Below are 22,274 nucleotides of genomic sequence, written 5' to 3'. Positions count from 1 at the left end.
TTGCCTGCTGTTTCACGTGTAACACCCATCTTGTATGTTTCTTCATATTCGATAGATCCTTTTTCAACTGAACGGGCGTGACCCTCGTTCAGTTTTTTTTGCATAAAAAAACAGTCTGGCACGGTGCCAGACTGTTTCTGTTAACTTCCTAATTGGTCTGCGGAGGAGAGCTGAATGTCAACGGATTTTTCTTTTCCGGCGCGGTAAAACTTCACTTTCACCCGGTCACCGACTTTTTTCTGATAAAGCCGTTTCCGCAGATCAACAATGTCATTTACTTTGTGACCGTCAAATTCTGTGATGACATCCAGTTCCTTAAGCCCTGCTTTTCCGGCAGGTGAGAAGGCATCTACCCCCATCACAACCGCTCCATTGGTGACATCCTTAGGAAGCTTCAAAGTTTCGTCCCAATGATAGCTGGCGATGTCGCTTAGCGATTTCATCTCAATGCCAAGGAACGGACGTTTAACCTCGCCGTATTTCTCCAAATCCTCTATCACCGGGATCACAAGCTTAGACGGAATTGACAGGCCAATTCCTTCAACCGCCGACTCCGCAATTTTCATTGAATTGATGCCAATGACTTTTCCGTCCATATTTAACAAAGCGCCGCCGCTGTTCCCAGGGTTAATGGCCGCATCTGTTTGCAGGACTTCTGCGTTCCAGTCAGGCTGCCCATCACCGTTCGAATCCACTGGGATGGCTCTCTCCGTTCCCGAGATGACGCCCTGTGTGACAGAGCCTGCAAATTCAAGGCCTAACGGGTTCCCGATCGCAATAACCGGCTCCCCTGATTTCACTTTATCTGAATTACCGAAATCAGCGACTGCTTTAATTTTATCGCTTTTCACTCGTAAAACAGCAAGATCCATCAGCTGGTCGCTGCCGATCAGTTCAGCCGATACACGCGAGCCGTCTTTCAGGCTGATTTCAATTTGGGAAGCGCCCTCGATGACATGATGGTTGGTCACGACATAAGCGGAGTTGTCATTTTTCTTATAGATGACGCCAGAGCCGCTCCCAGCCTCACCGCTCTCTCCCCAAATATCTGATTTTTGAATGTTCACAACACCGACAACGGCGGGCGACACATTGCTGACAATCTTGGTGACTGCGTTGTTGACACTGACATTCACCGTCCTGATTGATTCCCGATTATTGTTGTTCTGCTGCTCTTCTAAGACGCCCGTATCTATCCCTTCATTTGAAAAGTACGGCATGATAAATGCCATTAATACGGCACCGACAATCACCCCAATCAGACTAGAAAGGAAATATCCTTTTTTGCTTCTCTTTGGCTGTTCAGGAGCAGTATGTTCTTCCTCACGATCGTAATCCACCATATTCCATCCTTTCCAAGAACGTTAATATGGTTATATTGTGGGTTAGAAACTCCTATAATAGTCATGAATTACATAGAAAAATTATACAGCGCAAAGCGGTGTTGCCTTCTTCGGATCGGTGTCAAACAAATCAAATGTTTCCCCCGTCACAAACCCTTTAGAAGCCAATGTCTGCTGTACAGACATTCTCGCCAAATCCTTCATGTTGTTGTCCTGGCTCAAATGCGCCAAATAAATACGAGACGTCTCGTCGCCAATGACATCGGTCATCGCTAAGGCAGCATCTTCATTTGAAACGTGCCCGACGTCACTTAAAATCCGCCGCTTAATGCTCCATGGATATCTCCCCATTTGCAGCATGCCGACATCGTGATTGCTTTCAAACACAAACATATTCGCTGAGCGGATGATCCCTTTCATCCGGTCGCTGACGTACCCCGTATCTGTCATTAAAGCAAGCTTTCGGCCGTTATAATGGAACACATAAAACATGGGCTCCGCCGCGTCGTGTGAGACGCCAAACGATTCCACATCAAGTCCGCCGAACGACTTCACCGTCTCCATCGGAAACACAAATTTTTGATCGGTATCAATTTTGCCAATTTGGTTCTCCATCGCTTTCCATGTCTTCTCATTCGCATAGATCGGAAGCTTGTACTTTCTGGCGACCACGCCAAGGCCCTTAATATGGTCACTATGTTCATGCGTCACAAAAATGCCGTCTACATCATCCAGCTTACGCCCGATTTGCGCCATCAATCCATCCATGGCTTTCCCGCTCAAACCGGCGTCTACCAAAAATGCGTGATCCTCAGTTTCAAGGTAAAACGCATTTCCCGTACTCCCGCTCGCAAGTACGCTAAATTGCAAGCTCATGTGTCTCACTCCATTATTTTCATTGATCTGTATCTAAAATCGTACTCTCCAAAGCATTCACTGTAAAATACTCTTGCACTGTCTTTTTCTCACCGTTCACTTTTTTATCGTACTCGACTGTAATTCTCCATACCGGTGCCAGCACCTGTGTACTAGTCAGCGGATATTGCGCGACGTAGCCGAATTTGACACTTTTTATCGTACTGTTCTCTTTTAATTGATTTTGATAGTACAATAACTCAACCGCATCCATTTCAGTGATTAGGCTTTCCTTCTGAATTTGCTTAAAGGTCTCAAGCGTCGTCTGGTCGTATGACACAACCTCGTTTTTATCGTTTAAACGCAAAATCACTTGCCCGATCATATTAGAAGAAGTGTCGGTCTGCTGATAAATATAATGGCCCTCATATGTTTGGAAGAAAATAATTTCTTTTTGCGATTTATCAACCTTCCAAAGCTCATATTTTTCACCATCTTGGATTTTCGAAGAAACAAGCGCCTGAGCATCGTCCTCAATCTTCTTCTTTGACAGGGCGATCGGATTCGTAAATTTCATTTTTAGGGTCGTTACTTTACGATCATCACTAGGCATGTCCATCAACGGCTTTTGATCCTTGAGCGCCTCAATTTCGTCCTTGGTGAAGGCCTTTTGATTCGCTGTGATTCTGTAGCCTTCTGTTGCTTCCTTATTCAGCCCTTCATACGTAATATGATCGGCCTTCATGTCATGCTCGACATCATTTTTAATGACTTCATAATCTTTGCTGGTAGACTGCCATTTTTGAAAAAACTGATAGCCTAAAAAAATATCTAAAATGAGGAAGGCAACGATGAAGATTGATTTTGTCTTATTCCACTCCACTGTTTGCCCCCTCCTTCGTTAATAGGTCCTTCGTGATCGGCACAATTTTCCCGTTTATTTTCATCCCCCAAACCGGTTCCAGTTCAACAAGAGGGTCATTATTGGATGATGTTGATACTAATTGATACGCAAGGAAGATCTGATCAATTTTATCCGTATTATATGCCGTTTGTTTAGAAAGCAGCATCTTCACTTCGCTCCCGCTCATCAGCTCAGTCTCTGTCGTTTTAATCGGATTCGTTCCGAGACTGTAATTCGGCCGCTTATAGCTGAGAATTTCATCGTTGGCCCATTGCACCGTAATCGCGGATGTCGCTCCGAATGGTTTGGCGGTACTGTTAATGACCGGCATCTGGTCCATAAAGATATAGAAGCTTAACTGCTGGCTGTCATTGATATTGAAAAATTGATAGTGATCTGTCCAGCTGCCCGTATCCTCAAGGTATTTTTGGCTCTTTTTAATTAATTCACCTGTTTGATAGGAAGTGCTCTGCACCAAATTGCGCTGTTGGAATTGTACCTGGCGCTGGCTTAGATTCACATCTAAACGGCTGATTCCATCTGTCAGCACATTTCTGTTGTTGTAATTCGAATCTTCCCTTACAATACTTGGATCGCTGAACAAGGCCTGCTTAAAGGTGTTTGTTTTAATCGATTCTGTGACAAATTCTTTTTTGTCCATCGTAAGCGTTTTGTTCGGCAGCAGAAACTCTTTCTTTGAACCGATAGAGAACAGACTGAATGCCGGCATGTTTGATTGACTGTTTTTCAAGTCATTCATCATGTTCCGGTAGTTAGCCGATTCAACGGTCACTTCCAGAATCAGCTGCTTGCTGAAAGATACCAAATAGATTTTCTTGTTCGCTTTTGTTTCATTAATCGGAATCAAAATGTGGTCAAACGAACTGTACTCAAATGACTGGTTAGACCATTTAAACAGCGTTTGGAAGATATCAATAGGAATCGTGTCATTGAATTGCAAGTCAAGCTTCGCATCATAACCGCTTATCCCGTAAAACCAGCTCTTAAATGAAGTCTTGTCATACTGATCAGAAATATCTTTGATCCCTTTTACATCCCAATGCGGCAAGTCAGACCAGACTTCATTATAAAGTGAATCATCATTCACTTTATAATGAGCGCCGCCATCATGGATAAACATGTCCCTCGGCCTTACCGTTTCAGACAGCTTTTGGGTGTTTTTTTCGATTTTATGCTTCTCACGCACAGTAGACGCTGTTGATGATGAGCCTCCGGAAAAGTTTGGCTGGAACGTCCATATCCCCCACGTAAACACAAGGCTGATGACGACGAGTATCGTAAGTAATATCGTTTTTATATTTTCACGCTTCATCCCAATCATCCTCTTGTTCCTCTTTATATGGAAGAGTAAATGTAATCGTCGTGCCTTTTCCTTCTATGCTGTCCGCCCAAATATCCCCGCCATGCGCCTGAACCATTTCTCTGGCAATCGCCAGTCCCAGACCGGTGCCGCCGAGCTTTCTCGTTCTTGCTTTATCCACCCTGTAGAAGCGGTCAAAGACTTTTTCGACATCTTTTTTCGGAATACCGATCCCTTCATCCTTGACGCTGATATAGAGAAGCTCTTCCTCTTCGTTTACGTCAATTGAGAATGTCACATGTCCGCCTTCCGGTGAGTACTTTAAAGCGTTGGAAATAATATTATCAAGCACCTGTGTAATTTTATCCTGGTCAATCTCAACGTACAGATTTCTGTCCGGCAGATTACGAATAAATTCCACATGCTGTTCTTTTGTCATTTCAAAACGGTCAATAATCAGAGACATAAACCGGACAATTTGAATCCATTCCCGGTTAAATTGATAATCCTTGCTGTCGAATTTCGAAAGCTGAAGCAAATCATTGACAAGCCGGATCATGCGCTCTGTTTCATTTTGCGTCACCATTAAGAAACGCGGGGCAATGTCTTTATTTTCCCACGCACCTTCAGCTAACGCTTCTAAATAACTGCGCATTGTCGTAAGCGGCGTCCGCAGCTCGTGTGATACATTCGCCACGAATTCTCTGCGTTCCTGATCCATTTTCTCTTGCTCGGTTACATCGTAAAGAACAGCAATTAAACCATCAATTTTGCCATGTTCCCTTTGAATCACAGAGAAATTCACGCGAAGCACTGTTAGTTGATCATCTCGCTCAATTTCAAGCAGCAAAGAATCCTGCTGCTCCACTAAATCTTCAAACGTATAATTCTCTTGAATCCCCAACAAACTCGTAATCGGCATTTCTAAAGCTGTTTCACGTGAAACGTTCAACAGCTCCAGCGCCGGGCTGTTTAAAAGAATAATCGCTCCGTTTCGGTTTGTAGCGATAACGCCGTCTGTCATATAAGCAATAACAGAGGCAAGCTTTCTGCGCTCTCCTTCTGTCATCGCCTGGGCATCTTCAAGCTCTTTCGTTAAGTGATTAAACGTGGTGGCGAGCTGCCCGATTTCATCATGCCCATACTTTTTAACCTTCCTCGAGAAATTCCCTTTTGCGAGCTCCATGGCCTGCTTTCTCATATCTGAAAGCGGATGGGTGATGGTTCGTGCCAGAAAAATACCGAGAAGGGCCGTCAAAACGAGCGCCAAACCAGTGCCGGACGCCAGTATCGTGTTGATAGTCTTCATTTGATTAAAGACATCTTCCATACTCGCGACAACATAGATCGCGCCGACAACCTCTTGGTTTTCAGTCATCACAGGCTTTGCGGAAATGAGAACTCTGATTTTGCTTTTCGGGTCATAGTACTTTCTTAAATACGATTGTTTAGTAGAAAAAATCCTTTTAAATATCAGATCGGTCGTTTGTTTCCCAGCCACTTCCTCACCATACGGCTTTGAAGAACCGACCACTTCATAGCTTTTATCTACAAAACTAATTTCCCGGACCTCATCACTTTTCGTGAAATCATTCAATATACGGCTGACGTCATCCTTTATGACGGTGCTGTCGTTATCGCTTTTATATTCTTGTTCGATATAGTAAGAAAGGTTGTCGATTCGCTGATTGAGCGATTGTTCATAAGAGCTCATCAGCGATTTCTCGACCTGATTGACAAAATACACCCCAATGATTTGCATGGCAATGATGATCAAAAGCACATATATCAAGGTAATCTTAAATTGGATCGACCGAAAAAAACCAACCTTATTCATAAGGGCATTAGTCCTGTTCTGGATTTCTCAAGTAATAACCTACGCCGCGGCGTGTGACAATCCAATTTGGGTGGCTTGGGTTGTCCTCAATTTTTTCACGAAGCCGGCGGACTGTTACGTCAACCGTTCTGACGTCACCAAAGTAATCATAACCCCAAACGGTTTGAAGCAAATGTTCACGGGTCATCACTTGTCCAATATGTTTTGCTAAATAATGAAGCAATTCGAATTCACGATGAGTCAATTCGATTGTTTCATCTCGTTTTGATACGACGTACGCGTCAGGGAAGATGACGAGAGAGCCGATATGAATTTCATTAGAGGATGACTCTTCCTCCGCAGGCGCTGTTGTCAGCTGGCGGCGCAAGTTCGCTTTCACACGAGCCAGAAGCTCACGTGTGCTGAATGGTTTTGTGACATAGTCATCAGCACCGATTTCAAGCCCGATGACCTTGTCAATTTCTGAATCCTTAGCCGTCAGCATAATGATCGGCATATCGTATTTCTTTCTGACTTCACGGCACACTTCAACGCCGTCTTTATTAGGAAGCATAATATCTAAAAGAATTAAATCAGGCTGAAGCTCTTCTACCATTTCAACCGCTTCATTTCCGTCGTGGGCACAGTGCACTTCATAGCCTTCTTTTCTTAAGTTAAATTCCAATATATCTGCAATCGGTTTTTCATCATCTACTACAAGGATCTTCTTATCCATCATTTTGATTTCCTCCTGCCGAATAACTTCTTTTCATCTAAATAACATTCGTTTCATCACTTATGGCCCGTGTAAACATTGGGTCCTTGTCTATTATAACGGTTAAAGGTCAAAAGATAAAAAAAATAAAGGTTTAGAAAAAAACACATGTTTCACCTTTATCCGCCAATTGTTTCTCTTTTGTCATGCTAGTCAATTTTTTTAAAAAAAGATAACTTAACTGAAACCTCCCGACATCGGAGTGCGTCTTTATCGATGACGTCTTCTTCTTTGAGCCGGCCGCAGGGCCGGTTCTCCCTTTTTCTTCTATTATAACACTTCTCATGTTCGCCTTTTCCTAAAAGAAAAAACGCACCTACAATTGCAGATGCGTTTGGTAAGTGGCTCGGGACGGAATCGAACCGCCGACACACGGATTTTCAGTCCGTTGCTCTACCAACTGAGCTACCGAGCCAAATGTTTTATTTTTCTCTACTAAGTAAAGTAAAATGGCGGTCCGGACGGGACTCGAACCCGCGACCTCCTGCGTGACAGGCAGGCATTCTAACCAACTGAACTACCGGACCTTACAGTAATTGCCTGGAGAGCTGTCGTGTCAGCCCTCGCAGACAAATAAGGAATTTAGCAATAACGCTAAAGTAAATCAATGACCCGTACGGGATTCGAACCCGTGTTACCGCCGTGAAAGGGCGGTGTCTTAACCGCTTGACCAACGGGCCTTCACGAAATGGTGAGCCATGAAGGACTCGAACCTTCGACCCTCTGATTAAAAGTCAGATGCTCTACCAACTGAGCTAATGGCTCTTAAGATGTCGGAGTTTCCATAGAGCAAACAACTTTGACCAAGTTCTTATCTAGTACTCTATTGAAGCAGTTTCCGTAACAACGAGATTTATAATATCACGAACAAATAGAAGTGGCAATAACTTTTTTGGTTTTTTTTCATATTTTTTTCTTAGACCAACTTAGATGCGGCTTTCAAACAAAAAACAAGCCCCTGGATTCAGGGGCCTGAAGCATAATCTATTTAGTTCGCACGGTACACGCTGCGAAGGACATTTGTCTGTGAACGGTCTGGGCCGACAGAGAAAATAGAAAGCGGAATGCCTGTCAGCTGAGACACACGCTCAAGATAGTGACGCGCGTTTTCCGGAAGCTCGCTCAAGCTTTTCGCACCTGTGATATCCTCAGTCCATCCCGGCATTTCTTCATATACCGGCTCACAATCAGCAAGTGCTTTAAGGCTTGCCGGGAATTCTTCAATGATTTCGCCTTTGTAGCGGTACGCCACACAGATTTTCAGCGTTTCAATTCCTGTTAAAACGTCGATTGAGTTCAGAGAAAGATCTGTAATTCCGCTCACACGGCGGGCGTGGCGGACAACGACGCTGTCAAACCAGCCGACACGGCGCGGACGGCCTGTTGTTGTTCCATACTCCCGCCCGACTTCACGGATTTGATCGCCGATTTCATCTTTCAGCTCAGTCGGGAAAGGACCGTCGCCGACACGAGTCGTATATGCTTTTGATACACCGACAACGTGCTGAATTTTGGTCGGGCCGACGCCAGATCCAATCGTGACACCGCCGGCAACCGGGTTAGATGATGTAACAAACGGGTATGTTCCTTGGTCGATATCAAGCATTACCCCTTGCGCGCCTTCAAATAACACGCGGCGCCCATCATCAAGAGCATCATTTAAAACAACAGATGTATCGCAGACATATTTTTTAATCTGCTGGCCGTACTCATAATATTCGTCTAAGATATCCTCAATTTTAAACCCTTCTGTCTCGTACATTTTCTCGAGCAGGCGGTTTTTTTCTTCAAGATTGCGTTCAAGCTTCTCCGCAAACGCGTCACGGTCTAACAGATCCGCGATGCGAATTCCGATGCGGGCTGCTTTATCCATATAAGCAGGGCCGATTCCTTTTTTCGTTGTGCCGATCTTGTTAGCCCCTTTTCGCTCTTCTTCCACTTCATCCAATTTCAAGTGATACGGCAGAATGACGTGAGCTCTGTTGCTGATTCTCAGGTTGTCTGTACTGACGTTGCGCTCATGAAGATACGCAAGCTCTGTGACTAATGCTTTCGGATCTACAACCATTCCGTTTCCGATCACACACGTTTTATCCTTATAGAAAATTCCAGACGGGATTAAGTGAAGCTTGTATGTGACTCCGTCAAACTTGATTGTATGCCCTGCGTTATTTCCGCCTTGATAACGGGCGATCACTTCTGCATTTTCTGAGAGGAAATCTGTAATTTTACCTTTTCCTTCATCGCCCCATTGCGTACCTACTACAACTACTGAAGACATGTCCGTGCACCTCCGTTAACCTTTCAAAACGATTCTATTCAAACAAATCAAGTTTATCAGTGAAGAAACAGAAAGTCAATCTCAAATCCGAACATTAAATTAATATAAAACTATATTCGTTCGCTTCCATTCTTTTTAGAAGCGTTTTCTAACGGCTTCGTCATAAAAAGCTTGTGAAACTTTTGCCCTTTAGCACAAAAAAGCATTACTTGCCTGAAATCCCTTTGGTATTCATAAAAACGACTCGCCAGCCGTCCGGATCCTCTATCGTCACGCCTCCATGACTCCAGTACGGGTTCTCTGATTCGACCTCTTGATAGCCCATGTGTTTTAGCCTTGAAGTGATCGATGCCAGTTCATTCACATTCGGCACATAAAAAACAAGGAGGCTGTCGGGATGTGGAACGGGAGCAGTGCTTTCCCCATCCTCATACTGGGTGAATTCCAAATGATAATCGGCATGAGGAAGGCCGAACATGACACCTCCATACCCGTTATGCTGCGAAAATCCGCCGATTCGTTTCAAGTCCAGTCCCTCTTCGTAAAAACGAATGATCTCATCAAGCTGGCCTGTAGGCCGCGCAATCCGGATTTGCGCTGCGTGAAAAGATGAAAAACAGTATCCCATGTTACCATCTCCTTTACGCCTTATTTTATTAAACCGCTTTCAAATTCACATCCGCTGTGCGTCCGGTTTTTCTTCCATCTTTCGAATGAAAAAAACCCCAAGATCAGCTCTTGGGGTTTATGCGCCGGGCGGAACACCTGCGTCATCAAAACGCCGTTCCAGGTTGACGAATTTATTGTATTCTTTTACGAACGCAAGAGACACGGTTCCTACCGGGCCGTTACGCTGTTTGGCAATAATGATTTCGATAATATTTTTATTCTCAGATTCTTTGTCATAGTAGTCGTCACGATAAAGGAACGCGACAATATCCGCGTCCTGCTCGATACTTCCAGATTCCCGGATATCGGACATCATTGGACGTTTATCCTGACGTTGCTCAACGCCCCGGGAAAGCTGAGAAAGCGCGATAACAGGGACTTGCAGCTCTCTGGCGATCGACTTCAGTTCACGGGAAATTTCTGATACTTCCTGCTGACGGTTATCCTTTGAACGTCCGCTTCCCTGAATCAATTGCAGATAGTCGATCAAAATCATGCCTAGTCCGCTTTCCTGCTTCAAGCGGCGGCATTTGGCGCGGATTTCACTCACACGGATACCGGGTGTATCATCAATGTAAATCCCGCTGTTCGACAGGCTTCCCATCGCCATTGTCAGTTTGCCCCAATCCTCTTCCGTCAGGTTGCCGGTACGAAGATTTTGGGCATTGATGTTTCCTTCGGCACAAAGCATACGCATAACGAGCTGCTCTGCACCCATCTCAAGACTGAAAATCGCTACGCTCTCGTCGGTTTTGGTCGCCACGTTTTGTGCGATGTTCAGGGCAAAGGCCGTTTTCCCCACTGACGGACGGGCGGCGACAATGATCAAATCGTTGCGCTGGAACCCGGCAGTCATCCGGTCAAGCTCCGTAAATCCTGTCGGAATTCCGGTTATATCGCCTTTACGATTGTGAAGCTGTTCGATATTGTCATAGGTCTGGACAAGGACGTCCTTAATGTTTTGGAAGGCACTCGTGTTTTTGCGCTGCGCCACTTCCATAATCGTTTTTTCCGCTTCACTGAGTAAATCCTCGACCTCATCCTCACGGGTATATCCGTCTTGAGCGATGGTTGTCGCAGTTCTGATTAATCGGCGAAGAATCGATTTTTCCTCAACGATTTTCGCATAATATTCTATGTTAGCCGCTGTCGGCACTGAGTTTGCGATATCTGTCAGATACGAAATGCCACCCACTTCTTCCAGCAGTTCTGTGTTCGCAAGCTCTGACGTAACCGTCACTAGATCAACCGGTTCACCTCGGTCACCGAGCACCAGCATCGCATTATAGATTTTTTGGTGGGACATTCTATAGAAATCATCTGGAATCAATACTTCTGAAGCCAGTGTTAAAGCAGACGGCTGTAAAAAAATAGCGCCTAACACGGCTTGTTCGGCTTCTATATTTTGCGGAGGAAGCCGATCATTTAGAAGGTCTGTCATGCTAAGCACCGTCCTCTCATTAAAAAATCTCCAAACTCCATTCTACCATTTCTACAGAAAAAAAATAGAAAAATTGTCTGTTTCCTGTTTTTTTCAGGTAGCCGATTGGATCGTTTCGGACAGTAACAGGTCGGGAAAGACGAAATAAAACGTGAGGGAGGAATGAAAGATGATGAAAGAATATGCCGTTACACCCAATGTCGATGCGGATGGCTGGTTTATTAAGGTGGAGAATGTGGCGCCGACAGCTTTGTATACATCTAAAGACGCCGCAATTGAAAAAGCCAAACAGGTGGCAAAAGAAAACAGTCCGGCAAAGCTTGTGATTTATGACAAGTTTAAAAATGTAGAAGAGGAATACTCATATTAATGAATGAAACCCTTCGCGGCAGCGGGGGTTTTTTAGCGGTATCCCCTTATTTCATCCATTGGAAGCTCCTCGAACGAAGCACATTTCCCCATCAGTTCTTGAAGCTTTAGCCTCACTGCTAAATATTCTTCAAAGGTGACAGCTTTCTCAGTGTCTTTTTGTCGTTCATTCAGCATTTGTTTTAATAATGGCAACTGCGTGTACATAGGAACCCTCCTTACCTCTTTTATAACGGGCATTTTCGGATTGCTCTACTCCTTTGTGACATCTTCTTACGTTTCCCATCTGATTCTTGTACAATGGACAGAAGAGAGGAGGAATCTTTTGTGAGACCTTTGCAAATTTCTGCTGAAACTGCACAAAAGCTTGCAGAGTCCTTGAATCTGCCGCTTGAACAGATCATGCATATGCCTCAGCATATCCTGCTTGCCAAATTGGCCGAATTGCAGAAACAAGAAGACCAATCGTAGCATTCGTTCGCATACTTGCTGATATCTTATGGAATTATATTTAGTATATGTTAGAAAGAAGGAGTAACTGCTTTGCCAAAACATAAAAACATCCAATCTTTTTGGCTGATCATCGGCATTATCTTTATCGCCTTTAACTTGAGACCAGCGATCACTTCAGTTGGTCCGGTCATCAGCTCAATCAGGGCAGATCTTCATATGTCGAATGGGACAGCCGGATTTTTAACAGCGCTGCCGCTGCTTTCGTTTGCGGTTCTTTCTCCGCTTGCGCCTAAGTTTGGACAGCGGCTTGGAAATGAACGGACCTTATGGCTCGGCCTTCTGATGTTATTGATCGGGATTTTGCTTCGTTCTGCCGGCTTGATCTCGGCCTTATTTGCCGGAACGGCTTTAATCGGCATCGGCATTGCCATCGGAAACGTTCTGCTCCCAAGCTTAATTAAGCATAAATACCCTGAAAAATCAGGAATCATGATCAGCTTATATACCACCTCAATGTGTATATTCGCCGCTTTAGCGTCAGGTGTCAGTGTACCTCTGGCAGCACAAATGGAGGGCGGATGGAAACAGGCCTTTCTCTTATGGGGCGGTTTGGCTTTCCTTGCATTGCTAATCTGGATTCCTCAGCTGCGCCACCGGGATACGGCAAACAAGGCGGTAAAGCTACAAACCAGTTCCATTTGGGCTTCCAAAATGGCATGGCATGTCACCATTTTTATGGGACTGCAATCCTTTTTATTTTACAGCAGCATCGCATGGTTTCCCGAAATTCTCCGTTCACACGGGATTGATACGTCAACAGCCGGATGGATGGTGTCACTCATGCAATTTGCGAGTCTGCCTTCCACGTTTCTGACACCTGTTTTCGCAGATCGCTTGAAACACCAGCGCGGCATTGTTGCGGGGCTGACTGCCGTTTATCTCATCGGGCTATGCGGATTGCTGGCGGGCGGCAGCCATATCCTGCTTGCCGTCTGGATGATCATCATCGGTATCGGACAAGGCTCCAGCATTAGTCTGGCGCTCACTTTGATTGGTCTCCGCAGTGAAAATGCCCAGCAGGCCGCCGCGCTGTCAGGCATGTCTCAGTCGTTCGGCTACCTGCTTGCAGCCGTCGGGCCAATCTTTGTCGGCTATCTCTTTGACCAGACGCATTCATGGACAATGCCGCTTGTCCTTCTCATTGCCGCCCTGATCGCAATGGGAGCAGCCGGGCTGGGAGCCGGTCGGGATCAATACATTCTTCAGCCAGAGAAACAAAGAAATTCAGCCTAAAAAGCGGGGAAGATCTCTCCGCTTTTTTCCATGAAATTCTTTGAATAGTTATGGTTTATTCATAAGTTTTTCATATTTGTTTTTTACAATTAGACACCATAAAGAGGTGAAAAACGATGAAAAACAAACGATTCGACTTTATCCTTATTCTCATTTTGCTTGCAGCGGCTTTTCTAAATACGTATAACATTTGGCAGGATGACACAGCGAACCAATACTATTTGGCGGCTGTGAAAAGCATGACGCTAAGCTTCCACAATTTCTTCTATGCGTCTTTTGACCCTTCCGGATTTGTAACAGTGGATAAGCCGCCTGTTGTTTTATGGATTCAAACGATTTTTGCACTGATTTTCGGCGTTCACACGTGGAGTGTAATCATGCCTCAGGCTCTCGCCGGAGTTGGATCTGTATACCTTATCTACAGAATGATCAAACCGGCCTTTGGAATTGGAGCGGCCCGCATTGCCGCACTTGCCATGGCACTGACGCCTATCGCAGCAGCCGTCAGCCGAACAAACAACATTGACAGCATGCTTGTCTTTACCTTATTGCTCGGTTCAGCTTGCCTGCTTCGGGCAGTAAAGCAAGGCAAACTGCTTTGGCTGTTGACGGCATTTGCCCTGATTGGACTCGCCTTTAATATGAAAATGATGCAAGCGTTTATGGTATTGCCTGCATTTGTGTTATTCTACCTGATTGCATCTCGGGTTTCTCTGAAGAAAAAAATCGGCTCTCTGATTCTGTCTCTCATCCTTCTGACAAGCCTTTCACTCTCATGGGCAGTTGTGGTCGATTCAGCCTCATCCTCCAGCCGCCCGTATGTCGGAAGCAGCCAGACCAACTCAGTGTTAGAACTGGCCTTCGGTTACAACGGCACAGAGCGTCTGTTAGGACAAACCACCGGTCTTGCAAAGGGTGATACAAATGCCGCCGGCGGTAACACGCAGAATCATAACACCATGCAAACGCCAAACGGAAGCGGATCATCTTCCTCTCAGGACGGAACCAGCAAGACTGACGGAAGTGCCAGCAATCAAAACGATAACCAATCATTCCAGAACCACTCACAGGCGCCTCAGCCGCCCAGCGGACAGACCGGCGCTTCCAATGGAGGCGGTGGCACACCTCCAACAAGAGGTAACGGACCTGGAAACGGCGGGCCCGCCAATGGAAATGGAGGACCTGGCGGTGGCGGCGGAACAAGCATGAATATGTTCGGCACGGGCGATGCAGGACCGCTTCGCCTCTTCCAATCGGCGCTTTCCGGCCAAATCAGCTGGATGCTTCCATTTGCATTGATCGGATTGCTGGGCAGAATCGTCAGCTGGTACCGTGATCGCCGCGGACAAGCAGCTGAAATGAAAGAAACGATCTTCTGGACGGCTTGGCTCGTTCCTGTGGCTGGTTTCTTCAGCGTCGCAGGATTCTTCCACCAGTATTATTTGATCATGCTGGCACCGCCGATTGCCGCACTTTCCGGTATTGGCTGGTATACGATGTACCGTTTATACAAAAACAATAAAGACTGGGCCAGCTGCCTGCTGCCCGCAGCCGTTCTGATCACAGCCGCGTTTCAGGTTTATATTCTGAGCGCTTATACAAGCCAAATCGGCAGTGTATGGATGTATGTACTGGGACTATTAGGACTTGGCGTCACGCTTGCGCTTCTGATGCTTAAACGCAGCCATCCGTTCAGCAAGCAGCTGACCATCATCAGCCTATGCGTTCTGCTGCTCGCACCGGTCTACTGGTCAGCAACACCGCTTCTATACGGAGGCAACAGCGTTCTTCCGGAATCGGGTCCGCAGCTCAAAAGTTCAGCAAACGGCGGGAGCATGTTCTCCTCAGAGGTCGACACCGCACTCCTGTCCTATCTGAGAAAGCATAATACCGGTGAAGAGTATTTATTCGCTACTTTGACAACCGTAACAGCTGCGCCATACATCATTAATGAAAATGAATCTGTTATGGCAATGGGCGGATTTAACGGCACAGATCCTATTCTGACTGTTTCCGAACTGAAAAAACTGGTCAAAGAAGGCAAAGTGAAATACTTCCTTCTGTCAGGAAATAACTCAGGCAACAGCGATCTTGTTTCCTGGATTAAGAAAACCGGAAAAGAAATATCATCTGACGAGTACAGCAGTTCCTCCAGCAGCACAAACAGCACTCAGCAAGGCACGAGAGGAGGACCTGGCGGTGAAAGCCAGCAAACTCTTTATCTTGTGGAATAAAAAAAGAGGCTTGGATTGCTCCAAGCCTTCTTTTCTATTTCTATTAAGCTTCTTCTTTCACATGTACCTTCAACACAGCCTGCACCTCAGGATGCAGCTTCACAGGCACGTTTGTATATCCTAACGCACGAATGCCGTCCGGCAAGTCAAGCTTCCGCTTATCTACTTTAATCTTATGATCTTTTTGGAGCTGTGCAGTAATTTGTTTACTTGTTACAGAACCGAATAATCGGCCGCCTTCACCTGATTTCGCGCTGAGCTCAACAGTCAGTTTTTCTAAAGTCTCTTTTAAGTTCTTTGCCTGCTCAAGCTCGGCGATGGCTTCTTTTTTCTCTTTCTGCTTTTGTCCGTTCAGCACGCTGATATTTGACGCGTTCGCTTCCACCGCGAGGCCTTTTTTAATCAGAAAGTTTTGCGCATATCCGTCTGCTACGTTTTTGACTTCGCCTTTTTTCCCTTTTCCTTTTACATCTTGTAAGAAAATAACCTTCATCTCTGTACGCCTCCCTCAAAATACTCATCTATGGCGTGCTTCAGCCGTTCCAGCGCTTCTGTTACTGAAATGCCGGACAACTGAGTCGCCGCATTTGTTAAATGTCCTCCGCCTTCCAGCGCCTCCATGATGATCTGAACATTGACCTCGCCAAGTGACCGCGCACTGATACAAACGGTTTGTTCATCCCGTCTCGCCACCGCAAATGAAGCCTCAACCTCACTCATAGAGAGCAGCGAATCAGCCGCCTGCGCAACCAGCACTTGATCGAAGTATTCCTCCTCATTTTCAGGAAGAGAAGCAATCGCAATGTTCTCTTTATAAAGGACCGTATGCTGGATCAGCTTCGCCCGTTTAATATAGGAATCAACGGTTTCTTTCAGGAACTTCTGCACAAGCACCGTATCGGCGCCTTTTGCCCTTAAATAAGAAGCAGCATCAAAAGTCCGCGATCCTGTGCGGAGAGAAAAGCTCTTTGTATCCACTATTATACCAGCTAATAGGGCTGTTGCTTCAATCATATTGATTTTTAAGCGCTTCGGCTGATATTCAAGCAGCTCTGTCACCAATTCAGCTGTCGAAGAAGCGTACGGCTCCATATAAACGAGCAGCGGATCTCTAATAAACTCCTCACCCCTGCGGTGATGGTCGATGACCACGACATGTTCAATTTTATTGACCAGCCGTTCCTCCATGACAAGTGACGGCTTATGTGTATCAACGATCACAAGCAGCGTGTCATCATTGGAAATCTCCATCGCTTCTTCAGGGGTAATAAACCTTGACCACAGCTCTTCATATTTTTTGATTTCTTCAATCAAACGCTGGACACTTGATCCGATTTGGTTTGGATCAATGACGATAAAACCATCTTTGTTATTTGCCTGAGCCACCTTTAAAATTCCGATCGCTGCGCCGATAGAATCCATGTCAGGGAATTTATGACCCATGATAATCACATTGCTGCTTTCAGAGACGATTTCCTTTAAGGCATGGGAAATGACACGGGCCCGCACCCTTGTTCGTTTCTCCATCGGGTTTGTTTTACCTCCGTAAAACTTCACCTTGCCGTTCGGCAGCTTAATGGCTACTTGGTCTCCGCCGCGTCCCAGCGCTAAATCCAAGCTGGATTGCGCCAAATCGCCAAGTTCTTTCAGCGAGGAGACTGAAGCCCCGACACCAACACTTAACGTCAGCGCAACGCCGTCGAATGAGGTTTTTTCCCGTACCTCATCAAGAATTGAAAACTTCGAATTTTCGAGTTCAGTTAAGATGTGTTCATTAAGTACAGCAATAAAGCGTTCTGAAGACGTCCTTTTCAGGAAGATCCCGTACTCCTGCGCCCAAGCGTTCAGCAAAGATGTCACCTGGCTGTTCATTGTGCTTCTCGTCTGGTCATCCAACCCTTGTGTCACATCATCATAATTATCAAGGAAAATATACGCCAGCACGGTTCTTTCGTTTTCATAAAGCTTTTCAATCTGGATTTGTTCCGTTACATCAAAGAAATACAACAGGCGCTCATCCCGTTTGATGACAACCTTAAACTTACGGTCATTCAATGTAACCGTTTCCGATTCCACCTCTTGTTTGATGAGCGGCACAACCGATTCACAGGTATCGTAAAGTGATCTCCCCACTAATGTGCTTTCATTAAAGCAAGAAGAAAGGAACGGATTTGCCCATTCTATATAATATTGATCATTAAAAAGCATGATGCCGATCGGCATTTCCATCAATGCCTCTTCACCGACTTTTTTCAACCTGTAGGATAACGTAGAAATATAATCATCAATCTCTTGTCGAATAAGAGAATCAGCGCGTTTAATAAAAAACAAAATAACTGCAAGCAACAGCACTTCGACGGTTCCTAATATCCAGTTAAAATAAAAGCTGATGAGGATTGCAATGATTGACAGAGCAATCATTGCATAGATGGGATACCGAAACAGCGGTTTTTCATAAAAGCTTGGCATTTCTATCACTCCCCACCATGTGAGTAAAACTCATGTTCATTTCACCTTATTCCTTATATTAAAGCCTATATCTATAACGCCTAAAATGCGAATCGCTGCCATAAAAATCGGATGCACGAGCCCAAGAACCACTGCAATCACAGCCACAGCCTTCGGATATTGTTTTTTATGGCAATAGAAAAAGATAAATGATAAACCTTGGATGAAAATCAGAAACCCGAGTATAAACTCCCCATTTAAAGCGATAGAGTACAGCATTTGGCCCTTTTCTAAAGGCAAAAATGAAAGCAACACAATCATTAAATACAGCACTACAACACTTTGCGGAAACTTCAACTCTCTAAAAGGCTTTAGATTAGGAATATCGGGGGAGAATCGCCTTAAGAGCGGCTTAGCGATAAGGTAACTGAGGAAAGAAAAAAGAGCTCCTACCATCACAATAGCTGTTGGAAAAAGATATTGAACGATACCCAATTGTTCTTCCATCAGTTTCAATTGCTTGTCAAGCTGTTCAGCATTGCCCGACTGCTTCACTACCGTTTCTACCATATCAAGAGACTGCCGGTATTGTGTCATTGCTTCATCAATGATATTGATACCCAAAAACTGAATGCTTATCACAAAATAGAAGACAATACAAAGCATATAAATAAGGGCGCCCGAAATGATCGCGTTCCCGGGTTCTTTCTTTTTGAAAAAGTGCCCCATGGCAATGCCGGCGCAAGCTGACATAAAAGCTAAAATAAGTCCGTTAAAGGACCCGACAATAAAAACAACCGGAAGACTGACAGCTCCCATCCATATTCCCAATTTGAATCCATGTCTAATCGTATACAGGATCATGGGCAGCGGCAGTGCAAAAAACAAAATTGTTCCGATCACAGGTACATATACGACCAAAAGCGTGATGATCGCAAACAGACTGATTAAAACAGCGCCTTCCATTAAAGCTCTCGTTTGTTTCACTTAGTCACCTCGTATCATCCTTAAAACACGAATAGAAAAGAGCAGCATAAACGACTGCTCTTTTTTCATCGTTGCAACATGCTTTGCATTGAATGTTTTAATATCTTCTCTACATTTTACTTTTATATTTTAACATAAGTCCAAATCGCAAGTAAAATGACGCTGATGTTTCATGTGAAACATTGCAAATGAAAAGACATTCTTTGAAAAGAATGCCCATCACGATTAATGTTTATCATCCATAAAGCCAGAAGATTCCTTGTTTTTCTTTTTCGTTTTTCTGACATACATAAAGATCAAGATCACCAGTAAAAGGGTTGTTGCCTGCAGAACGCCGCTGCTAAACAAGAAAAAATTCCTTATCATGTCCCACATGTGTTTCACCTCATTTGCATGTTCTCAACCCGTATCCTATATAAGGTGAATTTCCCGTTTTAAAAACTTCAAAACATCATGAACAACATTGAGCGTTAGGCATATGCTGATATGGAATCTCATTGATAAAGGAGAATTGTTACATGGATGAACGCAGAACATTGGCTTGGCATGAAACATTAGAGTTGCATGAGCTGGTCGCTTTTCAGGCAATCGGACTCATTAAACTGAAGAAAATGATAAAAGAAGTAAAAGACCCTCAGCTTAAACAGCTTTATGCCGTATCCATACAAGCCATTGAGCAAAATTTAAGAGAGCTTCTCCAGTTCTTCCCTCAGGCACCGATGCCTCGTGAAGATGAAGAGGAACGCGCAGATAACCCATTCTACAGCGGCGACTTGCTTGTTCTTGCCAAAACATCTGTCCGCAACTACGCCATTGCCATCACTGAAACAGCGACACCTCAATTAAGAAACGTGCTTGTCAAACAGCTGAATGCAGCCATTAAATGGCATGCGCAAATATTCCAATACATGTATCAGCGCGGATACTATCCAGCTTACAACCTTTCTGAACTATTGAAAAATGATGTCAGAAACGCCAACAAAGCCCTTTCAATGAAATAAAACAAGCAGCAAAGGAGTTCCCTTTGCTGCTATTTCTGCTGATCCTTCAGCAAGCCGTTCGAACGATAAGATTCCAGCACATCTCTGTTGGATTCTCCCCATTCCTTCATTTGCAAAACAATCGGTTCAAGCGTTCGCCCAAATTCCGTCAGAGAATATTCAACCTTGGGCGGCACCTGATGGTAAACCTCGCGATGCACGATGCCATCCGCTTCCAGCTCCCGCAGCTGAAGAGTGAGCATTCTTTGGGTGATACTCGGGCAGATTCGGCGAAACTCATTAAACCGTTTCTTGCCATCTATCATGTGATAAAAAAGAATTCCTTTCCACTTTCCGCCAATGACATCTAGCGTAAATTCAACTGGACAGCCTTCTTTGTTCGGGTATTTATTCTTTTTTTCACTCATACTTGACCTCCCATAGTACCTTTTTTGATACTACATCACATTTCGCAACTTAGCTACCCAGTATTTTACACGCCCTTTCTCTTCAGCTCAAAGAAAATGCTTCTTATTCACATCAATTTTTAAGGGTTTGTATGATTACACTCGCAACAAGACGTGTTAAACTATATAAAGATTACACTATTTAAAAAGGATAAGGAGCTATCATGGAAAAGATACTTATTTTCGGACACCAAAACCCAGACACAGATACGATTTGTTCTGCGATTGCTTATGCTGATTTGAAAAACAAACTCGGCTTCAATGCTGAGCCAGTCCGTCTTGGACAGGTCAACGGCGAAACACAATACGCGCTTGACTACTTCAAACAAGAAAGCCCTCGTCTTGTAGAAACAGCTGCAAACGAAGTGAACGGCGTTATCCTTGTTGACCACAACGAACGCCAGCAAAGCATCAAGGACATTGAAAACGTTCAGGTTCTCGAAGTCATCGACCACCACCGTATCGCAAACTTCGAAACAGCTGAGCCGCTTTACTATCGTGCTGAGCCTGTAGGCTGTACGGCTACAATCTTAAACAAAATGTACAAAGAAAATAACGTGATGATCGAGAAAGAAATTGCCGGCCTTATGCTGTCTGCGATCATTTCTGACTCACTGTTATTCAAATCTCCAACTTGCACAGACCAAGACGTAGCGGCAGCAAAAGAACTTGCGGAAATCGCCGGCGTAGATGCTGAAGAATACGGCTTGAACATGCTGAAAGCTGGCGCTGATTTAAGCAAAAAAACAGTGGAAGATTTGATTTCTCTTGATGCGAAAGAATTTACACTCGGCAGCAAAAAAGTCGAAATCGCACAAGTGAACACAGTAGACATTGAAGATGTGAAAAAACGCCAAGCTGAATTAGAAGCTGCGATTTCTAAGGTTGTGGCTGAGAAGAAGCTTGACCTATTCCTTCTTGTCATCACAGACATCTTAGAAAATGATTCACTTGCCCTTGCGATCGGTAACGAAGCAGCGAACGTGGAAAAAGCGTTCAACGTTACATTAGAAAACAACACAGCCCTCTTAAAAGGCGTTGTTTCCCGTAAAAAACAAGTCGTCCCTGTCTTAACAGACGCAATGGCTGAATAATGAAAAAGCATCCCGCGCAGGGATGCTTCTTTCTTATTCGCCCAGCTTTTCAATCTGCCCCATCACATCAGTGATTTGATTTGCGTTTTGGACAATGTCCGACTGCTCCAATGTTTCAAGCGATACCTTGCCTTCTTCCACTTGTTTTAACACATCTTCAGCGCTTTTCTGCAAGGTTTCGTTATGCTCCTGAATGGTTTGATGAATCTTCGCTGCGGCATCAGGCGGTGTTAATTCATTAAAATCAGCGGCAGCCTGCTGAACCGTTTCAAGCTGTGCTTCAAGTTTTTCTTTCGCCTCCGCGTCATTTACAGCTTGCTCAGCCAATTCAGGTGCCTCCTCTGCAAATGTCTTCACTTTCTCCACATAGCCTGCGGCTTCACTTGTATAATTCAATCCGTCATTCACCTGGTCCAACATGCCACATCCGCCTGCACTCAAAAGCCCCACACCGGCAAGAACAGTCAAAATGATTTTCATCGTTAGCCTCCTCATCGCTTCTTCTTCATTTTTTCCTTTAAGATCGGGATCAATTTCTCTTTTG

At 44.7% G+C, this 22,274-nt stretch carries 22 protein-coding genes, 4 tRNA genes and 1 pseudogene; 6 read left to right on the top strand and 21 right to left on the bottom strand.

Annotated features, from left to right (window positions below; translation table 11 throughout):
• Nucleotides 1-5: 5 nt before the first annotated feature.
• The 14 genes and pseudogenes from ACMX2I_RS00930 to dnaB all read right to left on the bottom strand — a co-directional run.
• Nucleotides 6-122 (bottom strand): annotated as a pseudogene (locus tag ACMX2I_RS00930) (hypothetical protein); the annotation flags it as partial.
• A gap of 18 nt (nucleotides 123-140) precedes the next feature.
• Nucleotides 141-1,343, bottom strand: a complete 1,203-nt coding sequence (gene htrC, locus ACMX2I_RS00925) for a serine protease HtrC (RefSeq protein WP_414955880.1) — start codon at nucleotides 1,341-1,343, stop codon at nucleotides 141-143.
• Between the two features lie 81 nt (nucleotides 1,344-1,424).
• Nucleotides 1,425-2,219, bottom strand: coding sequence for an MBL fold metallo-hydrolase (locus ACMX2I_RS00920; RefSeq protein ID WP_087993681.1), 795 nt, complete (start codon nucleotides 2,217-2,219; stop codon nucleotides 1,425-1,427).
• A 19-nt stretch (nucleotides 2,220-2,238) separates the two neighbouring features.
• On the bottom strand, nucleotides 2,239-3,081 hold the full coding sequence (locus tag ACMX2I_RS00915; protein WP_087993680.1) for a two-component system regulatory protein YycI: 843 nt from the start codon (nucleotides 3,079-3,081) through the stop codon (nucleotides 2,239-2,241).
• Nucleotides 3,068-4,435, bottom strand: a complete 1,368-nt coding sequence (yycH, locus tag ACMX2I_RS00910; protein WP_289348910.1) for a two-component system activity regulator YycH — start codon at nucleotides 4,433-4,435, stop codon at nucleotides 3,068-3,070. Before yycH ends, ACMX2I_RS00915 begins: the two co-directional genes overlap by 14 nt.
• Nucleotides 4,425-6,260 (bottom strand): cell wall metabolism sensor histidine kinase WalK, encoded by a 1,836-nt coding sequence (walK, locus tag ACMX2I_RS00905; RefSeq protein WP_087993679.1) that lies wholly within the window; start codon nucleotides 6,258-6,260, stop codon nucleotides 4,425-4,427. The genes yycH and walK overlap by 11 nt, the downstream gene beginning before the upstream one ends.
• 7 nt (nucleotides 6,261-6,267) lie before the next feature.
• Nucleotides 6,268-6,975 (bottom strand): cell wall metabolism DNA-binding response regulator WalR, encoded by a 708-nt coding sequence (walR, locus tag ACMX2I_RS00900; protein WP_032731843.1) that lies wholly within the window; start codon nucleotides 6,973-6,975, stop codon nucleotides 6,268-6,270.
• 381 nt (nucleotides 6,976-7,356) lie between these two features.
• Nucleotides 7,357-7,429 (bottom strand) — tRNA-Phe (locus ACMX2I_RS00895).
• Nucleotides 7,430-7,464: 35 nt separating this feature from the next.
• Nucleotides 7,465-7,541: transfer RNA gene (locus ACMX2I_RS00890), tRNA-Asp, on the bottom strand.
• Between the two features lie 81 nt (nucleotides 7,542-7,622).
• A tRNA-Glu gene (locus tag ACMX2I_RS00885) sits at nucleotides 7,623-7,694 on the bottom strand.
• Nucleotides 7,695-7,703: 9 nt separating this feature from the next.
• A tRNA-Lys gene (locus ACMX2I_RS00880) sits at nucleotides 7,704-7,779 on the bottom strand.
• Nucleotides 7,780-8,002: 223 nt separating this feature from the next.
• Nucleotides 8,003-9,295 carry an adenylosuccinate synthase gene (gene purA, locus ACMX2I_RS00875; RefSeq protein ID WP_087993677.1) on the bottom strand — a complete coding sequence of 431 codons (1,293 nt, stop codon included), beginning with the start codon at nucleotides 9,293-9,295 and terminating at the stop codon, nucleotides 8,003-8,005.
• 205 nt (nucleotides 9,296-9,500) lie between these two features.
• The gene (locus ACMX2I_RS00870) at nucleotides 9,501-9,923 is read right to left on the bottom strand and encodes a VOC family protein (protein ID WP_087993676.1); all 423 of its coding nucleotides are present in this window, start codon (nucleotides 9,921-9,923) and stop codon (nucleotides 9,501-9,503) included.
• A 117-nt stretch (nucleotides 9,924-10,040) separates the two neighbouring features.
• On the bottom strand, nucleotides 10,041-11,405 hold the full coding sequence (gene dnaB / locus ACMX2I_RS00865) for a replicative DNA helicase (RefSeq protein ID WP_039074908.1): 1,365 nt from the start codon (nucleotides 11,403-11,405) through the stop codon (nucleotides 10,041-10,043).
• Nucleotides 11,406-11,574: 169 nt separating this feature from the next.
• On the opposite strand from dnaB, the gene ACMX2I_RS00860 reads away from it, so the two are divergent.
• Nucleotides 11,575-11,775 (top strand): DUF2188 domain-containing protein, encoded by a 201-nt coding sequence (locus ACMX2I_RS00860; protein ID WP_148963182.1) that lies wholly within the window; start codon nucleotides 11,575-11,577, stop codon nucleotides 11,773-11,775.
• Between the two features lie 32 nt (nucleotides 11,776-11,807).
• Here the strand turns inward: ACMX2I_RS00860 and ACMX2I_RS00855 are convergent, their stop codons facing one another.
• Nucleotides 11,808-11,981 (bottom strand): hypothetical protein, encoded by a 174-nt coding sequence (locus tag ACMX2I_RS00855; RefSeq protein ID WP_414955879.1) that lies wholly within the window; start codon nucleotides 11,979-11,981, stop codon nucleotides 11,808-11,810.
• A gap of 120 nt (nucleotides 11,982-12,101) precedes the next feature.
• On the opposite strand from ACMX2I_RS00855, the gene ACMX2I_RS00850 reads away from it, so the two are divergent.
• The 3 genes from ACMX2I_RS00850 to ACMX2I_RS00840 all read left to right on the top strand — a co-directional run bounded on the left by ACMX2I_RS00850 (nucleotide 12,102) and on the right by ACMX2I_RS00840 (nucleotide 15,754).
• Nucleotides 12,102-12,245 carry a YycC family protein gene (locus tag ACMX2I_RS00850; RefSeq protein ID WP_414955878.1) on the top strand — a complete coding sequence of 48 codons (144 nt, stop codon included), beginning with the start codon at nucleotides 12,102-12,104 and terminating at the stop codon, nucleotides 12,243-12,245.
• Nucleotides 12,246-12,317: 72 nt separating this feature from the next.
• A complete protein-coding gene (locus ACMX2I_RS00845; protein WP_414955877.1) occupies nucleotides 12,318-13,520 on the top strand; it encodes a CynX/NimT family MFS transporter in 1,203 nt (400 codons plus the stop codon).
• 116 nt (nucleotides 13,521-13,636) lie between these two features.
• Nucleotides 13,637-15,754 carry a glycosyltransferase family 39 protein gene (locus ACMX2I_RS00840; RefSeq protein WP_414955876.1) on the top strand — a complete coding sequence of 706 codons (2,118 nt, stop codon included), beginning with the start codon at nucleotides 13,637-13,639 and terminating at the stop codon, nucleotides 15,752-15,754.
• A 43-nt stretch (nucleotides 15,755-15,797) separates the two neighbouring features.
• On the opposite strand, the gene rplI is transcribed toward ACMX2I_RS00840, so the two are convergent.
• From rplI to ACMX2I_RS00820, 4 genes are all read right to left on the bottom strand, one after another.
• On the bottom strand, nucleotides 15,798-16,247 hold the full coding sequence (rplI, locus tag ACMX2I_RS00835) for a 50S ribosomal protein L9 (RefSeq protein ID WP_087993671.1): 450 nt from the start codon (nucleotides 16,245-16,247) through the stop codon (nucleotides 15,798-15,800).
• Nucleotides 16,244-18,223: a cyclic-di-AMP phosphodiesterase GdpP gene (gene gdpP / locus ACMX2I_RS00830; RefSeq protein WP_087993670.1), complete on the bottom strand. Its 1,980-nt coding sequence runs from the start codon at nucleotides 18,221-18,223 to the stop codon at nucleotides 16,244-16,246. The genes rplI and gdpP overlap by 4 nt, the downstream gene beginning before the upstream one ends.
• Before the next feature lie 36 nt (nucleotides 18,224-18,259).
• On the bottom strand, nucleotides 18,260-19,189 hold the full coding sequence (locus ACMX2I_RS00825; protein ID WP_414955875.1) for a YybS family protein: 930 nt from the start codon (nucleotides 19,187-19,189) through the stop codon (nucleotides 18,260-18,262).
• Nucleotides 19,190-19,414: 225 nt separating this feature from the next.
• On the bottom strand, nucleotides 19,415-19,564 hold the full coding sequence (locus ACMX2I_RS00820; protein ID WP_087993668.1) for a hypothetical protein: 150 nt from the start codon (nucleotides 19,562-19,564) through the stop codon (nucleotides 19,415-19,417).
• 143 nt (nucleotides 19,565-19,707) lie between these two features.
• On the opposite strand from ACMX2I_RS00820, the gene ACMX2I_RS00815 reads away from it, so the two are divergent.
• Entirely contained in the window at nucleotides 19,708-20,190 is a 483-nt protein-coding gene (locus ACMX2I_RS00815; protein ID WP_202327761.1) for a spore coat protein, read from the top strand.
• Between the two features lie 29 nt (nucleotides 20,191-20,219).
• On the opposite strand, the gene hypR is transcribed toward ACMX2I_RS00815, so the two are convergent.
• Nucleotides 20,220-20,597, bottom strand: a complete 378-nt coding sequence (hypR, locus tag ACMX2I_RS00810) for a transcriptional regulator HypR (RefSeq protein WP_202327760.1) — start codon at nucleotides 20,595-20,597, stop codon at nucleotides 20,220-20,222.
• 203 nt (nucleotides 20,598-20,800) lie between these two features.
• On the opposite strand from hypR, the gene ACMX2I_RS00805 reads away from it, so the two are divergent.
• On the top strand, nucleotides 20,801-21,730 hold the full coding sequence (locus ACMX2I_RS00805) for a manganese-dependent inorganic pyrophosphatase (RefSeq protein ID WP_414955874.1): 930 nt from the start codon (nucleotides 20,801-20,803) through the stop codon (nucleotides 21,728-21,730).
• Nucleotides 21,731-21,763: 33 nt separating this feature from the next.
• On the opposite strand, the gene ACMX2I_RS00800 is transcribed toward ACMX2I_RS00805, so the two are convergent.
• Nucleotides 21,764-22,210, bottom strand: a complete 447-nt coding sequence (locus tag ACMX2I_RS00800) for a DUF6376 family protein (RefSeq protein ID WP_414955873.1) — start codon at nucleotides 22,208-22,210, stop codon at nucleotides 21,764-21,766.
• Between the last annotated feature and the right edge of the window lie 64 nt (nucleotides 22,211-22,274).

It is taken from the genome of Bacillus sp. SW14, assembly GCF_047608225.1.
Classification (GTDB): Bacteria; Bacillota; Bacilli; order Bacillales; family Bacillaceae; genus Bacillus; species Bacillus subtilis_G.
This window is presented reverse-complemented; position numbering and strand designations above follow the sequence as displayed.

Bases quoted from the DNA above. Each gene is read 5' to 3' on its own strand.
- htrC (WP_414955880.1), bottom strand. From the start codon at position 1,343: ATGGTGGATTACGATCGTGAGGAAGAACATACTGCTCCTGAACAGCCA.
- ACMX2I_RS00920 (WP_087993681.1), bottom strand. From the start codon at position 2,219: ATGAGCTTGCAATTTAGCGTACTTGCGAGCGGGAGTACGGGAAATGCG.
- yycH (WP_289348910.1), bottom strand. From the start codon at position 4,435: ATGAAGCGTGAAAATATAAAAACGATATTACTTACGATACTCGTCGTC.
- walK (WP_087993679.1), bottom strand. From the start codon at position 6,260: ATGAATAAGGTTGGTTTTTTTCGGTCGATCCAATTTAAGATTACCTTG.
- walR (WP_032731843.1), bottom strand. From the start codon at position 6,975: ATGGATAAGAAGATCCTTGTAGTAGATGATGAAAAACCGATTGCAGAT.
- purA (WP_087993677.1), bottom strand. From the start codon at position 9,295: ATGTCTTCAGTAGTTGTAGTAGGTACGCAATGGGGCGATGAAGGAAAA.
- ACMX2I_RS00870 (WP_087993676.1), bottom strand. From the start codon at position 9,923: ATGGGATACTGTTTTTCATCTTTTCACGCAGCGCAAATCCGGATTGCG.
- dnaB (WP_039074908.1), bottom strand. From the start codon at position 11,405: ATGACAGACCTTCTAAATGATCGGCTTCCTCCGCAAAATATAGAAGCC.
- ACMX2I_RS00860 (WP_148963182.1), top strand. From the start codon at position 11,575: ATGATGAAAGAATATGCCGTTACACCCAATGTCGATGCGGATGGCTGG.
- ACMX2I_RS00855 (WP_414955879.1), bottom strand. From the start codon at position 11,981: ATGTACACGCAGTTGCCATTATTAAAACAAATGCTGAATGAACGACAA.
- ACMX2I_RS00840 (WP_414955876.1), top strand. From the start codon at position 13,637: ATGAAAAACAAACGATTCGACTTTATCCTTATTCTCATTTTGCTTGCA.
- rplI (WP_087993671.1), bottom strand. From the start codon at position 16,247: ATGAAGGTTATTTTCTTACAAGATGTAAAAGGAAAAGGGAAAAAAGGC.
- gdpP (WP_087993670.1), bottom strand. From the start codon at position 18,223: ATGCCAAGCTTTTATGAAAAACCGCTGTTTCGGTATCCCATCTATGCA.
- ACMX2I_RS00820 (WP_087993668.1), bottom strand. From the start codon at position 19,564: ATGTGGGACATGATAAGGAATTTTTTCTTGTTTAGCAGCGGCGTTCTG.
- ACMX2I_RS00815 (WP_202327761.1), top strand. From the start codon at position 19,708: ATGGATGAACGCAGAACATTGGCTTGGCATGAAACATTAGAGTTGCAT.
- hypR (WP_202327760.1), bottom strand. From the start codon at position 20,597: ATGAGTGAAAAAAAGAATAAATACCCGAACAAAGAAGGCTGTCCAGTT.
- ACMX2I_RS00805 (WP_414955874.1), top strand. From the start codon at position 20,801: ATGGAAAAGATACTTATTTTCGGACACCAAAACCCAGACACAGATACG.
- ACMX2I_RS00800 (WP_414955873.1), bottom strand. From the start codon at position 22,210: ATGAAAATCATTTTGACTGTTCTTGCCGGTGTGGGGCTTTTGAGTGCA.